Annotated in this window: 16 protein-coding genes and 2 pseudogenes; 8 read left to right on the forward strand and 10 right to left on the reverse strand. The window is 48.1% G+C overall.

Annotated features, from left to right (window positions below; translation table 11 throughout):
• Nucleotides 1–11 precede the first annotated feature (11 nt).
• From murQ to I8U23_RS02560, 4 genes are all read right to left on the reverse strand, one after another.
• The gene (murQ, locus tag I8U23_RS02545) at nt 12–926 is read right to left on the reverse strand and encodes an N-acetylmuramic acid 6-phosphate etherase (protein ID WP_037996066.1); all 915 of its coding nucleotides are present in this window, start codon (nt 924–926) and stop codon (nt 12–14) included.
• A gap of 140 nt (nt 927–1,066) precedes the next feature.
• On the reverse strand, nt 1,067–1,792 hold the full coding sequence (locus I8U23_RS02550) for a DnaD domain-containing protein (protein ID WP_037996068.1): 726 nt from the start codon (nt 1,790–1,792) through the stop codon (nt 1,067–1,069).
• Between the two features lie 110 nt (nt 1,793–1,902).
• Entirely contained in the window at nt 1,903–3,210 is a 1,308-nt protein-coding gene (asnS, locus tag I8U23_RS02555) for an asparagine--tRNA ligase (RefSeq protein WP_198050698.1), read from the reverse strand.
• A 136-nt stretch (nt 3,211–3,346) separates the two neighbouring features.
• Nucleotides 3,347–4,297: a helix-turn-helix transcriptional regulator gene (locus I8U23_RS02560; protein ID WP_037996070.1), complete on the reverse strand. Its 951-nt coding sequence runs from the start codon at nt 4,295–4,297 to the stop codon at nt 3,347–3,349.
• A gap of 110 nt (nt 4,298–4,407) precedes the next feature.
• Here I8U23_RS02560 and I8U23_RS02565 point away from each other — a divergent pair, with 110 nt between their 5' ends.
• Entirely contained in the window at nt 4,408–4,911 is a 504-nt protein-coding gene (locus I8U23_RS02565) for a DinB family protein (protein WP_037996073.1), read from the forward strand.
• 33 nt (nt 4,912–4,944) lie between these two features.
• Here the strand turns inward: I8U23_RS02565 and catA are convergent.
• The 5 genes and pseudogenes from catA to hemE form a co-directional block, all read right to left on the reverse strand.
• A pseudogene (catA, locus tag I8U23_RS02570) lies at nt 4,945–5,635 on the reverse strand (type A chloramphenicol O-acetyltransferase); the annotation flags it as partial.
• A 200-nt stretch (nt 5,636–5,835) separates the two neighbouring features.
• A complete protein-coding gene (gene hemQ / locus I8U23_RS02575) occupies nt 5,836–6,594 on the reverse strand; it encodes a hydrogen peroxide-dependent heme synthase (RefSeq protein WP_062843337.1) in 759 nt (252 codons plus the stop codon).
• Nucleotides 6,595–6,615: 21 nt separating this feature from the next.
• Nucleotides 6,616–8,022, reverse strand: coding sequence for a protoporphyrinogen oxidase (gene hemY / locus I8U23_RS02580; RefSeq protein ID WP_062843336.1), 1,407 nt, complete (start codon nt 8,020–8,022; stop codon nt 6,616–6,618).
• 14 nt (nt 8,023–8,036) lie between these two features.
• Complete coding sequence (gene hemH / locus I8U23_RS02585) at nt 8,037–8,972, reverse strand: ferrochelatase (RefSeq protein ID WP_198050699.1); 936 nt, start codon at nt 8,970–8,972, stop codon at nt 8,037–8,039.
• Nucleotides 8,972–10,003, reverse strand: a complete 1,032-nt coding sequence (hemE, locus tag I8U23_RS02590; RefSeq protein ID WP_198050700.1) for a uroporphyrinogen decarboxylase — start codon at nt 10,001–10,003, stop codon at nt 8,972–8,974. The genes hemH and hemE overlap by 1 nt, the downstream gene beginning before the upstream one ends.
• 339 nt (nt 10,004–10,342) lie before the next feature.
• Between hemE and I8U23_RS13365 the strand changes: the two genes are divergently transcribed.
• The 4 genes and pseudogenes from I8U23_RS13365 to I8U23_RS02600 all read left to right on the forward strand — a co-directional run bounded on the left by I8U23_RS13365 (nt 10,343) and on the right by I8U23_RS02600 (nt 14,088).
• Complete coding sequence (locus I8U23_RS13365) at nt 10,343–10,738, forward strand: hypothetical protein (RefSeq protein ID WP_232335417.1); 396 nt, start codon at nt 10,343–10,345, stop codon at nt 10,736–10,738.
• 74 nt (nt 10,739–10,812) lie between these two features.
• Nucleotides 10,813–11,991, forward strand: a pseudogene (locus I8U23_RS13535) (cbb3-type cytochrome c oxidase subunit I); the annotation flags it as partial.
• Nucleotides 11,992–12,085: 94 nt separating this feature from the next.
• Complete coding sequence (locus I8U23_RS13540; protein WP_370526887.1) at nt 12,086–12,625, forward strand: cbb3-type cytochrome c oxidase subunit I; 540 nt, start codon at nt 12,086–12,088, stop codon at nt 12,623–12,625.
• 173 nt (nt 12,626–12,798) lie between these two features.
• Nucleotides 12,799–14,088, forward strand: a complete 1,290-nt coding sequence (locus I8U23_RS02600; RefSeq protein WP_049720171.1) for a hypothetical protein — start codon at nt 12,799–12,801, stop codon at nt 14,086–14,088.
• A gap of 67 nt (nt 14,089–14,155) precedes the next feature.
• Here the strand turns inward: I8U23_RS02600 and I8U23_RS02605 are convergent, their stop codons facing one another.
• Entirely contained in the window at nt 14,156–14,395 is a 240-nt protein-coding gene (locus I8U23_RS02605) for a DUF2249 domain-containing protein (RefSeq protein WP_037996800.1), read from the reverse strand.
• A 178-nt stretch (nt 14,396–14,573) separates the two neighbouring features.
• On the opposite strand from I8U23_RS02605, the gene I8U23_RS02610 reads away from it, so the two are divergent.
• From I8U23_RS02610 to I8U23_RS02620, 3 genes are read left to right on the forward strand one after another with little or no spacing between them, the layout of a single operon-like run.
• Nucleotides 14,574–15,104 carry a DUF2249 domain-containing protein gene (locus I8U23_RS02610; protein WP_049720172.1) on the forward strand — a complete coding sequence of 177 codons (531 nt, stop codon included), beginning with the start codon at nt 14,574–14,576 and terminating at the stop codon, nt 15,102–15,104.
• 5 nt (nt 15,105–15,109) lie between these two features.
• Complete coding sequence (locus I8U23_RS02615; RefSeq protein ID WP_049720173.1) at nt 15,110–16,378, forward strand: hypothetical protein; 1,269 nt, start codon at nt 15,110–15,112, stop codon at nt 16,376–16,378.
• Nucleotides 16,369–16,668, forward strand: a complete 300-nt coding sequence (locus tag I8U23_RS02620) for a metal-sulfur cluster assembly factor (RefSeq protein ID WP_049720174.1) — start codon at nt 16,369–16,371, stop codon at nt 16,666–16,668. Before I8U23_RS02615 ends, I8U23_RS02620 begins: the two co-directional genes overlap by 10 nt.
• Nucleotides 16,669–16,837 lie beyond the last annotated feature (169 nt).

The following is a 16,837-nucleotide window of genomic DNA, read 5'->3' on the forward strand; positions in this document are numbered from 1 at the left end:
CTCCCCTCCTGTTAACGGGACCGAATCCCGAGCGCAATCGCTTTGCGGACATGCCCTCTGGACTTTTCAAGCAATCTTTTGGCTTCTTCGTAGCCGGTTTCAGACAAATCCATCACAATGGCCGTTTTCACTTCATTTTGGGCACGCCGGAGCAAGTCTTCCGCTTCCCGGTCAGACAAGCCGGTAATGGTGCGGATGATGTTGACGGCCCGTTTCTGCAATTTGTAATTGCTGATTTTGACATCCACCATCAGATTTTCGTACACTTTTCCCATGCGTATCATCGCAGTGGTGGAAATCATGTTTAAAATCATTTTGTGGGCCGTTCCTGCTTTCATCCGGGTCGAACCCGTCAACACCTCGGGACCCACAATGACTTCAATGGCATGACCAGCTACCTGGCTGATACGTGCACCGGAATTGCTGGAAAGGGCCACCGTGTGGGCTCCGATGCTTCGCGCATACCGGAGCGCTCCAATCACATACGGGGTTCTTCCGCTGGCGGCGATGCCGATGACTGTGTCCTTTTCCGTCAAGCCAATCGCCTTTAAATCTTCTTCCCCCAGTTTTTCGTTATCTTCCGCCCCTTCAACGGCTTTCACAAAGGCTTTTTCGCCCCCCGCCATCAAACCGACAACCTGTTCCGGAGACGTGCTGAAGGTGGGCGGGCACTCAACGGCATCGAGAACCCCCAACCGTCCGCTGGTTCCGGCTCCCATGTAAATCAGACGCCCTCCGCGGGAAAAAGAATTGCAAACATACTCCACCGCCACCTGAATGTCCGGAATCACCTCCTTGACGGCTTGAGCAACTTTTTGATCTTCAGCATTGATCAGTCTTAAAATCTCTATCGTATCCATTTTGTCAATCTGTTTGCTTCGTTCATTTCGGGACTCGGTCGTCAGACGACTCAGCTCTTCTTCCATGTTATACCCTCCAAATCAAGACTTCCTTGAATGCGCTTTCATTATATCTGATGTGAAATATTATTTCAATATAAATTAATTACATATAAAATTCCATTTCTCCATCCGGGCAAAAAAAGAACGGAAGAAGGTTTCTTCCGCTACTCTTGATTCACCCAGTTGTAAAAAGAAAAACCATTTTCGCTCAGAACCGGTTTTTCCTTCACATTGGTCTGGTATAAGCTTCCTTTTTGCCTGAATTTGCGAGAATACTCGGCCGCCTCATCCGCCGTGCGCACATTGTTTTTATGCCATTCCAGCAAAATCCGGTCAATATAACGAAAATTCACTTTCCCGCAAAAAACGGCTTCCCGGAGAGCGGCTTCGATGATCTCCTTTGAATAGCCGTCCTCATCAATCCATTGGGACAACATCTGGCATTCCATCGGAGACAGGGCCCGTCCGAATTCCAGTTCAAACACGCGGAATATTTGCTGATATGTTTCACCGTCCGATTCCGGTTTCTTCTGTTTATGATCCAGATACGATGAGACCAATTGTTGAAAAAGCGGGGTCAACTCGTAACTTTCACTCCGGATCCCGTGTTCGTGACCTTCTTCAATCCTTATAAATCCGCCATGTAACAGGCGCTGAATCAAGTCCACGATTTGATGTTGGCTGAGGCTCATGCGCTCTTCCAATTCTGCCACGGTCGGGAACGTCTTGTTTTCTTTTTCTTGAAAAATATAAAGATGAATCAGCAACATGGCTTCGGTTTCCGTCAATCCGAGCCGTTTATACTCCGTAAACAAAAGAACGGGCAAAGACACGAATCCTTGTTTCAGGAGATGAACCATTGCCGCTTGCACCGTTTCCTTCCGGTCCATGCTCTTTCACACCTCTCTTATCCTCCACTATACCATGATCCACTTTGGTGAAACAGACTTGAAAAATGGATAAAAGCACCGGTCAGAAAAAACCGATGCTTTATCCTTTTCTATGGATATAACCGATTGAGCATCCGCGGGAACGGGATGGTTTCCCGGACATGATCCAATCCGCAAATCCAGGCCACCGTTCTTTCCAATCCCAAGCCGAATCCGGAATGGGGGACGCTACCGTATTTTCTCAAATCCATATACCACTGATAAGCTTCTTTCGGCAAATTATGTTCTTCGTAGCGTTGGCGCATCAGTTCCGGATCATCAATCCGCTGGCTTCCGCCAATGATTTCCCCATAGCCTTCGGGAGCAATCAAATCCGCACACAAAACCACTTCCGGCCGGTTCGGATCGGGCTTCATATAGAAAGCCTTGATCTCTGTCGGATAATGTGTGATAAAGACCGGTTTCTCAAAGCTTTCGGCGATTTTGGTTTCATGGGGCGCCCCGAAGTCTTCCCCCCATTCAAAATCGGAAAATCCTTCTTTGTGAAGAAGTTCCACGGCTTCATCATAAGTGATGCGCGGGAACGGAGCCGTCACTTTTTCCAGGCGGCTGATATCCCGGCCCAATGTTTTTAATTCCGCTTCGCAGTTGTCCAACACATGCCGGACAACATGGGCAACCATATTCTCTTGGATTTTCAGGCTTTCTTCATGTTCCACAAAGACCATTTCCGGCTCGATCATCCAAAATTCAATCAGATGGCGTCTGGTTTTGGATTTTTCCGCACGGAACGTCGGGCCGAATGAATAAACTTTTCGCAACGTCATCGCGGCGGCTTCCATGTACAACTGGCCGCTTTGCGTCAAGTAGGCGTCTTCATCGAAATACTTGGTGTGAAACAGGTTGGTGGTTCCTTCGCAGGAAGACGGCGTCAAAACCGGTGGATCCACCAATGTAAAGCCTTCATCATTCAAGTATTGTTGCAAGGCTTTGATGATTTCGGCCCGAATGGTCAAAATGGCACGTTGCCGGGGGGAACGGATCCATAAATGGCGATGGTCCAACAAAAAATCCACCCCGTGTTCCTTTTTCGCAATCGGATATTCTTCCGCCACCTGAATCACTTCGAGGTTGGTCACATCCAACTCAAAACCGCCGGGTGCCCGTTCATCTTCCCGTACGGTTCCCCATATGTACAATGAGCTTTCTTGTGTCAATTGTTTGGCAGCGTCCCACACTTCCGGAGCCACTTGACTTTTGACCAGAACCCCCTGAATGAATCCGGTTCCGTCCCGAAGCTGCAAAAATTGGATTTTTCCGCTCGAACGTTTATTGTAAAGCCATCCGCCCAATTTGACTTCTTTTCCCACATGGCCGGCTATTTCTTTAATTGTCGTCAACACCTGTGTACCCTCCATCCGATAAGAATCACATTGAATTTTATTATACATCCGCTTATTTTAAGGAGTCAATGTGAGAGCAAGCAACCCCTTCTTTCCACACAACGTGCCCTTCGCTGCATCCGTCCTCTCAGGCGTCAACGCCCGCAAGAACCTAAAGCGGGCGGTATTGTTCAAGGGCTTTTGCCAATCTTTCTTTCAGAAGCTTTTTTAAGGCAAGCGGCTTCTTGACCAAAGCATGCTCGCCGTATTTAAGAAAATAGTCTGCGAAAAAAGGGAGATCGTCTTTGGCTATTCTTCCGGTGATCAAACCTGAGCCATCTTCCCGTTTTTCCAACGACAGATCCGGCCACTGAACCGGTTGAAATTTTTCTGTTCCGTCTTGGGTGAGCTCCACAACCATTTCCATCATTTCCCGCTTCCGGTTCATCAGCGAAAAACGATTTTTCAAACGGACACCCGATAAATCGACCGGCTTTGTGTTTTCGTCATGTTCCACCGATTGATTCCGGTCACACCGGAAAACCCGGTAATCTTTTCTCAAAAAGCAATAAGCCGGGCAATACCATTTTCCGTCTCTTGCATAAACCCCGATCGGTTGAATTTTCCGACAGCTGTTTTTTTCACCCGTTTGATACCGGATGTTTAACACTTCCTGTTGAACCGCGGCTTTCAGCAGTGGTTTCAAAAAAGGGATCTCTTCTTGTTGATGGACAGTGACAAAGTCCATCCGGTCTTTCAGATTGTCAATGGTGTCCCGCAGGTCTCCGGAGAGATTTAAATAAAACTTCTTGATGACGGATTCATACTCCACATCAAAAGGAAGTGAGAGATAATGCCTCAATGCGTGAATGGCAAAAAAGACGGCCATCACTTCTTCCCCGGTAAAAGCAATGGGAGGAAGCACTCTCTCCTTTAAGACCCGATACCCTCCGTTCGGCCCGGTCTCGGAGTACAACGGCACCCCCATCGCACTCAACTCTTGCAAATCCCGCAAAATGGTCCGTTTGGAAACCCCGAATTCCTGTGCCAGTTCCCGGACGGTAAATCTTTTTTTCCGGTTCACCATCATGATCATTTCATTCAATCTTCTCGCCTTGGACATGAAAACCTCCAAATTCTGTGGAACGGTGACAAGGGTTGTCACCATCATAATATATCATGGTTGGCAGATAAATAATAACAGCAGTCAATCAACAATGGAGGAATGATTGGATGTACGTAACCGTTTCAGACTTCATCAAAGAATGGAACAGAGAAGCCGTCTTGACACAAAACGTGTTGGATGGGCTGACTGATGCCTCCTTAAAACAACAAGTTTATCCCGGAGGTCGCACACTGGGGAGAATCGCGTGGCATTTAACCACCTGCATCCCGGAATATTTGGCTGAATTCGGCTTGAAAATCGATCCGGTGGAAAATGCCGATCAAGTTCCGGCATCAGCCAAAAAAATCGCCGAAACCTTTAAAAACGTAAGCGCCAATGCCGCCAGAGCCATTTCAGAACAGTGGAATAACGAGACATTAAAAGAAGTGCAAACCGCTTTCGGAAGAGAAGAGACCAATGCCCAAATTTTAATGGGACTCATCAAACACACAATCCATCATCGCGGCCAATTGACGGTTCTGATCCGGCAAGCCGGATTAAAACCTTTTGGCGTCTATGGTCCGCCCAAAGAAGATTGGATCCGTTTGGGCGTGGAAAATCCCCCTCTGTAAAACTCTTCTGTGTGCCCGGAATTCAGGACGAAAAAAACCGGCTGTGAAAAGTACAGCCGGCCTTTTTTGGAAAAGATCAAAGCCATTCCTCCGGATGATCCGCCCATTCCTGAACGGCGTTCATAAACATCCCCGCATGATATCCATCACATACCGCATGATGAACTTGCAATGCCACCGGCAAGCGGATGGAACGGCCGTGACGAATCCATTTTCCCGCCGTGACAATCGGCAGAAGATAATCCCGCTGATTATGGATATTCAAGTTAAACCCTGTAAAGGAAGTCCATGGAATCATCGAAACAGAAAAAGCGTTTTCCGGGATCGGTGTTTTGGGAAACAATTTTCCCGAACCGCCATATCGCTCCACATCAGTCAGGTATAAACGGTAAAATGCTTTGAAATCTCCTTCTGCCATTGTCCAAATGCCCGAAAACATTTCCGACTCCCGGTCGAAAATCGTGTACAGCGGATGTAATTGATCCCAACAGCCAAATTCCCGCTTATGGTTGTAACCCATTCGGAAAGCAGGATGTGAATTGACCACGCGGGTCACCACGTAAAGAAACACAGGGTAAAATTTAAATCCCTTTTGTTTGATCCTTGCATACAAAGCAGTGATATCTATTTCCGTGGTCATGCTGAATGTCGTTTGTTGGTTCAAAAAATGATGAAATGTTTCTTTTCTTTCCCATTCATTCCAATTCACTTTATGAAAGTTCATTGAATCCGCCTCCTGAATTTTTATCGGGTGTAAATTCAGGAGGCGGACTTGTCTGCTTTCTTCATCCGTACCACCTTTTAGAGAAATTCTTTTTTATTCTATCATAACCACCCATTGCGGCCGAAGTCATTTCATCATCAAAAAAAGGATGACGGACCTCTTTGTCCATCATCCTTATAACAAGATCAAGCGGGTCGGGTTTATCCGTTTAAACCTTCCAACAGCAAAGCGTTCAAATCTTCCTGTGTCAAGTAATTTCCCACGTAAAACGGGCCAAATTCACCGAAACGTGCGCTCGCTTCGTCAAAACGCATTTCGTAGACAAGCTTTTTGAATTGCAACGGGTCTTCGCCGAATAAGGTGACACCCCATTCCCAATCATCGAAACCGACCGAACCGGTAATGATTTGCCGCACTTTCCCGGCATAAGAACGGCCGATCATGCCGTGGCTTTTCATCATTTCTCTCCGGTCTTCCATGGAGAGCATGTACCAGTTGTCTTCCCCGTCTCTTTTTTTGTTCATCGGATAGAAGCAGACATAACCGGATTTGGGCATCATCGGTTTTAAGCGTCTTTGCACCGACGGATCCGTTTCCGGATCGACATGGGGCGGAATGGTGTAAGCGCCGAGTTCCACAACGGAAATATAAGAATAAGGGGTGGTGGTGACTCCCGCAAAACGCGTTTTGTTAAATTGATTTTTGACTTCGGTCAATTCTTCCAACGTGGGACGGAAATGAACAAACAACAAATCCGCTTTGGTACCGGAAATGGCAAATAAGGCAAAGCTTCCTTGTTTATTTTCTTCAACGGATTCATATTGCTTCAGGATTTCATTCAGCTCGCGCACCGCTTCTTCTCTTTCGCCGGCACTGAGTGATCTCCATTGATTCCAGTCGATTGAGCGAAAATCATGAAAAGCATACCAGCCTTCATACGTTTCCACTGCTTGCGCCATCTTTTTTCACTCCTCATCTGATCAAGCTGATAAATATTCTATCACATCTCGGACGGCTTTTTTTCCGTGGCTGATGCAATCGGGAATCCCGGATGCACCATAACTGGATCCTGCCATGAAAATGCCCGGATAATGGATGGACATCTGTTCCTTTAATTGCTTCAACCAATCCGGAAAACCGACGACAAATTGCGGCATGGCCTTCTTCCAACGTGTCACATGAGTGAACTCGGGCTCTCCGTGAAAGGCGGTGATCCGTTTCAGATCGGAGAGAACCACCTCAACAATTTCCTCATCCGACTTGTACACGATCTCTTCATCGCCGGCACGCCCCACATAACAACGAAGCAACGCTTTGCCCGGCGGGGTGGTGTGCGGCCACTTTTTGTGCGTCCACGTGCAGGCGGTGATGGTGTAAGGCTCGACACGCGGAATCAAAAAGCCGGTTCCTTCTTTGGTTTTGGGGGCTTCTTCCTCCGAAAAAGCCAGCAGCACCGTCGCCACTGAAGTGGGCCGGTCATTCAGCGGCTTCAAAAAATCAGCTTGCCCCAACATTTCCCGGTTCACTTCATGCGGCAATGCCAAAATCACCGCATCCGCTTCCAAGGGCTCTCCTTGCTCCAAATACAACCGGTACTTTTGCTCCTGTTTTTCCACCCGCTTCAATTGTTCTCCTTTGATCACCCGGACTTCCTGCAATTGTGCTTCCAATTCTTCGACCATGGATTGAAGCCCGTTTTTCAACGTGAGAAACGCGCCTTTGGGTTTGTCGGATTTGGCTTTCGGCGGACGCATCGATTTCATTCCCAGGATCATGCTGCGGTATTTTTTCTCCATCTCAGCATATTGCGGGAAGGTGGACATCAAGCTCATCTGGTCAATGTCGCCTGCATAAATCCCCGATAGCAGAGGTTCGATGATCCGGTCCACCACTTCGCTTCCCAGGCGGTGGCGGAAAAACGACCCCACGGACCGGTCAGCTCCTTCCGCCACATTGGAACGGGGAAGAACCAGGTCGGCCGCGGCACGGACTTTGCCGGCCGGGGACACCAAAGGAGTGAGGGCAAACGGCATGATCCGGGTCGGGACTCCCATCACTGCCCCTTCCGGAATCGGCAACAACTCATCCTTGTGCAAGATATATGCTTGTCCGGTTTGATTCCGGACCAATTGATCTTCGAGCCCCAAATCTTTGACCAATTCGAACGCGCTTTTCTTTCGCTCCAAAAAGGAGTCGGGCCCCTGCTCCATGACAAAGCCGTCCCGGACCAACGTTTTCACTTTTCCGCCCAGACGGCCGGAAGCTTCCAACAAAGTGATTTGCCACTTTTGCCCCTTCTCTTTTAATGTTTTTTGTAAATAATAAGCCGCGGACAAACCGGTCATCCCTGCTCCGGCTATGACGACATGTGGTGTTTGCACGTTCATGACAAATCTCCTCCTCAAGTGGTCAGGCGCTTCTCCACCACATCGGCAAGGCAACGGATAATTTCCGGATCGACATTGGGCATCGGCGGACGGTAATAGTTGGCGTTTAACTCATCCGTCAATTGTTTGCACTCAATATCGTTGTCATAAAGCACTTCCAAATGATCCGCCACAAAGCCGACCGGGCAATAGACAAACGAACGATATCCTTTTTGTTCGTACAATTCCCGGGTCAAATCCAGCACATCCGGTCCCAGCCAAGGCTCCGGCGTCCGGCCCGCGCTTTGCCAGCCCACCGCATAGTGTGGAATTTTCGCTTCTTCGGCAATCAGCTTGGCGGTTTCCGCCAATTGTTCCGGATAGGGATCCCCCGTTTTAAGAATCTTCTCCGGCAGGCTGTGCGCCGTGAAAATCACCACCGTTTGGTCACGCTCTTCTTCCGGGATGGACGACAAAGTTTCTTGAACCCGTTTTGCCCATAAACGGATAAATCCCGGATGGTCATGCCAACTGTCCACCGTTTTGATCTTCGGGCCGCCCAGTTTTTCGGCTTCCTGGTTTGCGCGGTCGTTGTAAGTTTGAATGCTGAGGGTGGAATAGTGTGGCGCCAACACAATGCTGACCGCTTCCTCAATCTGATCCTCTTTCATTTTCCGGACCGCCTCTTCAATGAACGGGTACGTGTGTTTTAATCCCAAGTACGCTTGAAAAGTCCGGTCCGTAGACCTGGAATTTAACTCCTCTTCCAAAGCTTTCATTTGTTCTTCCGTAATGCGTGCCAGCGGGGACACCCCGCCAATCATTTCATAACGTTGTTTCAGGTCTTCCAGCAGTTCGGCCGGCGGCTTCCTGCCGTGGCGGATGTGGGTGTAATAAGGTTCTATTTCCTCAGGACTTCTCGGAGTTCCGTACGCCATGACGAGCAAACCGGTTTTTTTAGCGATGGTCATCACCTTCTTGTATATTGATGGACAAATTCAGTCAATTTTTGAAGCGTTTCCACGCGAACATCCGGAAACACACCGTGGCCCAAATTGAAAATATAGCCCGGCTGTTTCATTCCCTGGTCTAAAATTTCTTTGATCCTTTCTTCGATCAATTCCCAAGGGCCCATGAGAATCGACGGGTCAAGATTTCCTTGCAAAGCTTTTTCGACCCCTTGTTCCCTCGCAAAACGGATCGGCGTCCGCCAATCCAGACCGATCACATCCACCGGCAGTTGATTCCATGCCTCCAAGAGATGACCGGCTCCGACTCCGAAATAGATGACGGGAACATCAGTTTCTTCCTTTAATTTGCGGAAGATCCGCTCCATGACCGGAGCCACATAGGTTTGGTAGTCCTGTTGGTTCAAGGCACCGACCCAGGAGTCAAACACTTGTACGGCATGGGCACCTGCTTCAATTTGTCCTTTCAGGTAATTCACGGTCATGTCGCCGAGTTTCGCCATCAACTGATCCCAAGCAGAAGGTGCCGAATACATCAATGCTTTCGTTTTGTGATAATTTTTGGAAGGTCCGCCTTCCACCATGTAACTGGCAAGCGTAAACGGCGCACCGGCAAAACCGATCAAAGGAACGGAAAGCTGCTCATTTAAAATCTGAACCGCTTCTAAAATGTAAGGCACATGCGTCTTTGGATCCAGCTCTCCCAAACGGCCGATCTCCTCTTCCCCCCGGACCGGGTTGGAAATCACGGGACCGGTTCCCGGTTGAATGGCAACTTCCACCCCGATATGTTTCAGCGGCGTCATAATATCCGCGAACAAAATGGCGGCATCCACGCCCAGCTGTTCGACCGGAAGCGAGGTTACTTTCGCACAAACCTCGGGATTTTCGCTCATCTCAAAAAAAGAATATTTCCGGCGGATTTCCCGGTACTCCGGCTGATACCTTCCTGCTTGGCGCATATACCAGACAGGAACATAAGGGGTGTCCTCTTTCCGACAAGCTCTCAAAAAGACATCATTCATTTGACCCATATTTATCTACCTCTTTATGGTTCAATACTGCAAACCTCTTTACTAAGTTTTTACCCAAACCAACTCTTTCACATAAGTAAAACGGCAATAACAGATTATATATTTCCTGAACATCCATCCCAATATTTTCCTGATGAAAACATAGCGAAAGAGTGTTTGCCTCTGCACATTGTTAATGATATCACAATATATTTTTTTGCCAAGCGTTTCCCGATTTTCTTCATAAAATGTCCAGATTCTGTCTTCCCTTCCGTTCTTTTTCTTCTTTTGTTTTTGAATAAAAATGCTTGGTTTCCAAAAAATAGTACCAGCTTAAAAACGGATCAGGAGGATTTTGACATGCGATATTCCCGGCTTTGGACCGGTCTTGGACTGGTGATTCTGATTTCATTCGCCATTTTGGGATATTACGGGGGAAGAATTTATCAAACCATGCCCCCGGTTCCCAAAAAGGTCGTGACCACAACCGGCAAGGTTTTATTCACCGAAAAAGATATCAAAGAAGGGCAAAACGTTTGGCAATCCATCGGCGGCCAGGAATTGGGAACCATCTGGGGACACGGCGCTTATGTGGTCCCGGATTGGAATGCGGATTGGCTGCACCGGGAAGCCGTGTGGATGTTAAACCGATATGCCGCGGATCAATTCAAAAAACCGTATCAGCAACTGGACGATGAGAAAAAAGCCATGCTTCAAGCCCGATTGAAAAAAGAAATCAGAACCAACACCTATTAGCCGGAAACCGGCAATCTCGTCATTTCCCCTTTGCGCGCCGAGGCGGTTTCCCACATCAGCCGGCACTATTCATCATGTTTGGCAGCGATCCAAAACTGGATGATTTGCGCGAAAAATATGCCATTCCCGAAGGGACCGTCAAAAATCCCGGGCGGATGAAATCCTTAAACGCCTTTTTATTCTGGTCAACCTGGGCATGTGCGACGAACCGTCCGGGAAGAGACATTACTTACACCAATAACTGGCCGCATGAACCCCTCATCGGCAATCATCCCACCGGGGAAATGGTACTATGGTCGGTGGTCAGCTTCGTCCTGTTGCTGGCCGGCGTAGGCGCTCTGGCTTGGTATTATGCCACGCAACAACACGATGAAATTGGATCGGAAGATCATTTTCCCGAGAAAGATCCTTTGCTTGCCTTGTCTCCCACTCCATCCATGAAAGCAACGCTGAAATATTTCTGGGTGGTCGGTATATTATGGGTGATTCAAGTGGCGTTGGGAGCCGTCACCGCGCATTACCAGATTGAAGGAAGCGGTTTTTACGGGATTCCCATTGCCGAATGGATTCCCTATTCCATCACCCGCACATGGCATACCCAACTGGCCATCTTCTGGATTGCCACGGCTTGGATCGCCACCGGCTTGTTTGTGGCCCCGGCGGTCTCCGGCCGTGAACCGAAACACCAACGTCTGTTAGTCAACATTTTATTTGTCTGCTTAGTGATCATTGTCATCGGCTCAATGGCCGGACAGTGGTATGCTGTTCAAGAACGGTTCGGGCTGAAGTCCAACTTCTGGTTCGGTCATCAGGGATATGAGTATACCGATCTGGGAAGGTTTTGGCAGTTATTTTTGACCATCGGACTTTTCCTTTGGTTGTTTTTGATGTTGCGGGCAATTTGGCCGGCACTGAAAAAGAAACAAAACGACAGACATTTGCTCATTTTGTTCATGATTGCATCCACCGCCATTCCCTTGTTTTACATCCCCGCCCTGATGTGGGGTCAACACACGCATTTGGCCATCGCCGAATACTGGCGCTGGTGGGTGGTCCATCTGTGGGTGGAAGGATTTTTTGAAGTGTTTGCGACCGTTGTCATCGCCTTCCTGTTCACTCGCATGGGACTTTTGAGAACAGCCACCGCAACCGCTTCCGTTTTATTTTCTACCATTGTTTTCTTGTTCGGCGGGATTATCGGCACATTCCACCACCTGTATTTCAGCGGAACGCCGATCGGGGTTTTGGCGTTGGGTGCAACCTTCAGTGCCCTTGAGGTCGTTCCGCTCGTGCTGATCGGGTTTGAAGCGTATCAAAATTTAACCCTCACCCCGGGTCCGCCCCTGGGTGCAAGCCTATCGATGGCCCATATACTACTTCATTGCCGTTGCTTTCTGGAACCTGACCGGTGCCGGATTGTTCGGGTTTTTTATCAATCCCCCGATCGCCCTTTATTACATGCAAGGTTTGAACACCACCTCCGTACACGGGCATACCGCTTTGTTCGGTGTGTACGGCATGCTCGGGATCGGATTGATGCTCTTCTGTTTGCGCGGTTTGACCCAACCATCGATTTGGAAGACCAAAGCGTTGTCGTTCTCGTTTTGGACCATCAACATTGGACTGGCGCTCATGGTTCTTTTAAGCCTGCTCCCCATCGGCCTGATGCAAACATGGGCCAGCGTCGAACACGGAACCTGGTACGCCCGTTCCGCCCAATTCATGTCGCAGGGGATCATTCACACCTTTGTCTGGCTCCGGACCATCGGAGACACCCTCTTTGCCATCGGTGCACTTGTCCTCGGCTGGTTTGTCCTGGGGCTGAAAACCGGATGGTCCCTGACGGGAAAACGCCTTCCTTATGCTGAGAAAACAAAAGATGTATAACCACCCCGTCTCCCTGCTGTTTCTACATGCAGCAGGGATTTTTCTGTGTCATGTTGTTTTATTTTAAAATCATCCGTTGAATCTTTTATATAATTCTATTTATAATTAATAAACAAAGGTAATATTATGCAATTTTTGTTTATTTTTATAACTAAATGAAAGGGGGAGCGGACTTGACTTTCTATCAAATTTTGTCAGAACCGGTCCGATACATCCCGTTTGATCTCGGCGCCCGGCTTTCCCCGGAATTATTCGAAGAAATCAGCGCTTATCTGTCCAAAAATTTTCAAGTATCCCCGTTGACGAAAAGGGAAAAAGTGATTTTGTATGAAAAATGTATCTGCACCAAAATCACCGATCAATTATTTTTATATATTTTTCAAACCGGAATCGGGCTGTTTAAATACTATTCCAAACCGCAAATTTACATCGGAAACATGACCTTTGCCGCGAGGTATCTGGAAAAAAGGAAAAAATCCCACCAAAAAATTCTCAATTGGACCCATGACATTTCTCCCGTCATCTATGTCATTACCAAAGAGTTGAGGGAGTTGGTAAGAAAACACAAGAAAGAGCTTCGACCCAGCGCTTCCTCGGGTTGGGAATACAACGGACTTTCTTACGTCATGACCATGGTTTTTTTCAGCCCGCTTCAAGGCAATGTGGACACCTCCCGCTTTGACCGTCTGCCCCGCTTTTTGCAAAAAGGGATTCCCGCCATTTTAAAACCGGATTTAATCGGTTATGATGATTCCAATGAACTTTCAAAAATGAATGCAAAAAAAGAGAAAGTGTTGGAATACCTGGAAAACATCCACTCGACACCCGTGGACTACGATGACCGGAAGCAGCTCATGATTTTTATGAGTTGGGCCGCCGTCATCATCTTTGGAGAATTTGATGATTCAGACAAAGAGATTTATGAATTGATTGAATTGAATTTGCAACATTACTGGTTCTACTTGTATTGCCTGGATCAATGGCTGCCTATTGAAAAAGATGAATTCAAACAACTGAATTTGTCCATCGATCAATGCATCAATTTAAAAGTGGAAATCGATGATATCCCTCTGATCATCCAATATACGGACGAATCCCGTTTGCCCGAGCGGTTTAAACCCATGGTCGACGGATTAAGCGAGACAAGCCGTATCCATCAATTGTTGGAAGCGTTGAGCGAAAAACTCGATTCATGGATTGAACTTCTCTCCAATGAAGAAATGCGCCGGGCTGAACAGCGCAAAGAGGAAGCGCAAAAGAAATTTGCCAAAAATGCCGCTCTGGCCTTGTATACCATTGCCTTCATCGAAATCACGCCCGACTTGTATGATTTTTTTAATTACTTGGTGGAAATCAGCGGATTTAACCTCGTACCGGTTCAACTGCTGTTGACGGCACTGATCCTCGTTCTTTATGCGACCGGAGCCGTGATTATTTTTAAAAGCGGGGTGACATCCGCTTGAAAGGGGATCACGCTTCAAGCAGTGATCCCCTTTGGCACATCATCAAGAAGGATGGAAATATGAAATGTCAACCTTTTTTGCTGATCGCCACACGCCAGACCTCCGGGCCTTCCTCCAAATACTCCCACCCGAAAGTCTCCGGCCTTTCCATTTGAAACTGATAATAGAGTGGTTTCGGATCGTGGTCGTTGTATAACAACATCGCTTGTCCGGGCTGTAACCCGTCAAAGGTTTCAAAAATAATCCGGTGCTTGTCCTTCGGTTCATATTCTCTTGCATCGACGGTTGCCGCAAAGGAATGTTCCAATGCTTTACCCTCCTTTTATTGATCGGATTCCGCATTTATTTTAGTCCGCTTCTTCCGGAATTTCTGTGATATTTCCCACTTTTCCCCGGAAAAACAAAACCCGGATTTTGATGTGATTTTGGTCACAACCTCCCGGACCGTCCTTCTATATAGTGGGAACCAAAGGAGGGATTCACTGATGAAACAACCGAATCAACCCGTCGTGGAATTGGATGTCCGTGAGGACTTAAGGAAAAAAACTGAGCCTTTTCAAAAAATCATGGGCGCTGTGGCCTCATTGAAAGAGGAAGAACAGTTGCTTTTGCATACAACCTTCAAACCCGTTCCATTAATCCGGATGTTAAAAATGAAAGGTTTTCGGTGTGATGCCACCAAGCTGGCCCCGGATCACTGGACTTGTCTTTTTTATAAGAAAAACGGGAAAACGATCGAGGAAAAGGCGGAACCGCGGCCCCAAACCGGGGAAAACATTGAACCTCAGGTTTACCGCTTGGACAACCGGGGACTTCAACCTCCGGAACCGATGGTCCGGACCCTGAATCAATTGGAAAAAGCCGCACCCGGTGATCAAGTGATCATTCACAACGACCGGGTTCCCGTGTATCTGTTGGAAGAGTTGGACCGGCTCGGCTTCACCTGTGAAGTGGAACAAAAAGAGGATGGTTCCGCAGAGGTTACCATTTTCAAGCCCCGGACGGACAGGAAGTGAAAGGGATGAAGATCCATGCCGATTCGTCATCACTGAAAATCCCGCTGTGCTTTATCATTACGGGGATCTTGGAAATGACCGCGTTTTTCATCACAGCGGTTTTGTTCCAGTCTGACATTCATGTGACGGCACCCCGCTCCCCGTACGGATGGGGATTGACGCATCTCTTCGTCCTGGGGTGGGCATCCATGATTGCCATGGGAGCGGTGTACCAACTGGTTCCGGTGGTTCTCAACCAATCACTCTTCAGCCAAAGAATGGGGGGACTCCATTATGTATTTTATCTGGTCGGCCATACCGGCTTGATCTTCGGCTTTTTCTTTTTTAACCCCCGCTGGATTGCCGTTTTTTGCACGCTCCTGTTTCTGGCCATATTGCTTTTTGTTCTCAACATCGGCATCACGCTGCTTCGGGCCGGGCAATGGAATCCGGTCACCCTTCATGCGGGAAGTGCGCTGGTTTGCCTGATCTTGACCGCTTCAAGCGGCATGTTCATGGGTTTTGATTTTACCCTTGGGAAGTTGGGCGTAAGCCATGACCAGCTTCTTTACACCCATATCTGGCTCGGAGTTGCCGGGTGGTTCGGCAATCTGATTATCGGTTTCAGTTATAAACTGTTGCCGATGTTTTCCATCTCTCACAACCATCCGGTCCAATGGCAAAATCGGACATTCATTCTCTTCAATCTGGCCGTGGCCGGCGGGGCTTTAAGCAACCTGACGGGGATTGGACCGTGGAGCCGGTTTTCCATCATGCTCTTGGCCGTGGCTTTTTGCCTTTACGTTTACGCATTGCACCAGATCCGCCAAGCCGGGATCAAGAAAAATCCGGGAGCCGGCATTCATTTCACCTTGAGAGTCAATTTATTGACGGCGCTCTGTCTTCTTGGGTTTGCCGTTGGTTCCTTTTTCGTTTCCCAACCGTCCTTTTTCATCCTGACCGTCTGGATCGGTTTATGGGGATGGGTCTACCTGACGATCATCGGTTATTTGTCAAAAATCGTGCCTTTTTTATGGTGGACCTTTCAATACGGCAACCAGGTCGGAAAGAACAAAGTCCCGCTTCTTTCTGAAATGATTCAGGAGAAGAAATTGAAACGGGCACTTTATGTTGTGGGCTTTGCCTTTTTGGGAACGGTGCCCGGGATTGTCACATCATCCACCTTTCTTTTTCAAGCCGGATTCCTTCTGTTTTCGCTTTCCAGCCTGTATGCCATCTCCACCATCGGCAACGTCTTCACTTTCAGGTCAAAGGAGGAAAAAGCATGTGTTTAACCCGTGAAACCGTCATCGAAAGACTGAAAGAAGTTTATGATCCCGAGTTGGGCGTCAATGTGGTGGATCTCGGGCTGATTTACCGAATGGACATCAAAAACGGCCATATTTTCATCGAGATGACCCTGACCACCCCCGGATGCCCGCTTCATGACACCATCGTCAACGGGGTAAAAGCCGCATTAAGTTCATTGCCGTCCGTGGAAAGCGTGGAAGTGGACGTGGTTTGGGATCCCCCGTGGACACCGGAGAAAATTTCCCCGGAAGGAAGAGAATGGCTTGGCTTTTGACCCGCCCTTCATCAACACATCACCGCAGCGTTTGTCTTCCGGCAAACGCCGCCCGCCCCTCCCGGGGCACCAAAAGAAACATCCCGCCAAAAATCCGGGAATCCCGGCAGTCTCAACGACTTATTTGTGAAATGATGCACATTTGCAGGATTTGACACGACCAAAGAAT

This window comes from Thermoactinomyces sp. CICC 10735 (genome assembly GCF_016055175.1).
Classification (GTDB): domain Bacteria; phylum Bacillota; class Bacilli; order Thermoactinomycetales; family Thermoactinomycetaceae; genus Thermoactinomyces; species Thermoactinomyces vulgaris.

What these genes read in the sequence shown, in the direction of transcription:
- hemY (WP_062843336.1), bottom strand. Translation starts at nt 8,022, where the DNA reads ATGAACGTGCAAACACCACATGTCGTCATAGCCGGAGCAGGGATGACC.
- I8U23_RS02560 (WP_037996070.1), bottom strand. Translation starts at nt 4,297, where the DNA reads ATGTCCAAGGCGAGAAGATTGAATGAAATGATCATGATGGTGAACCGG.
- I8U23_RS02620 (WP_049720174.1), top strand. Translation starts at nt 16,369, where the DNA reads ATGTGTTTAACCCGTGAAACCGTCATCGAAAGACTGAAAGAAGTTTAT.
- asnS (WP_198050698.1), bottom strand. Translation starts at nt 3,210, where the DNA reads ATGGAGGGTACACAGGTGTTGACGACAATTAAAGAAATAGCCGGCCAT.
- hemQ (WP_062843337.1), bottom strand. Translation starts at nt 6,594, where the DNA reads ATGGCGCAAGCAGTGGAAACGTATGAAGGCTGGTATGCTTTTCATGAT.
- murQ (WP_037996066.1), bottom strand. Translation starts at nt 926, where the DNA reads ATGGAAGAAGAGCTGAGTCGTCTGACGACCGAGTCCCGAAATGAACGA.
- hemE (WP_198050700.1), bottom strand. Translation starts at nt 10,003, where the DNA reads ATGGGTCAAATGAATGATGTCTTTTTGAGAGCTTGTCGGAAAGAGGAC.
- I8U23_RS02550 (WP_037996068.1), bottom strand. Translation starts at nt 1,792, where the DNA reads ATGGACCGGAAGGAAACGGTGCAAGCGGCAATGGTTCATCTCCTGAAA.
- I8U23_RS02610 (WP_049720172.1), top strand. Translation starts at nt 14,574, where the DNA reads ATGAAACAACCGAATCAACCCGTCGTGGAATTGGATGTCCGTGAGGAC.
- I8U23_RS02565 (WP_037996073.1), top strand. Translation starts at nt 4,408, where the DNA reads ATGTACGTAACCGTTTCAGACTTCATCAAAGAATGGAACAGAGAAGCC.
- I8U23_RS13365 (WP_232335417.1), top strand. Translation starts at nt 10,343, where the DNA reads ATGCGATATTCCCGGCTTTGGACCGGTCTTGGACTGGTGATTCTGATT.
- hemH (WP_198050699.1), bottom strand. Translation starts at nt 8,972, where the DNA reads ATGACCATCGCTAAAAAAACCGGTTTGCTCGTCATGGCGTACGGAACT.
- I8U23_RS02615 (WP_049720173.1), top strand. Translation starts at nt 15,110, where the DNA reads ATGAAGATCCATGCCGATTCGTCATCACTGAAAATCCCGCTGTGCTTT.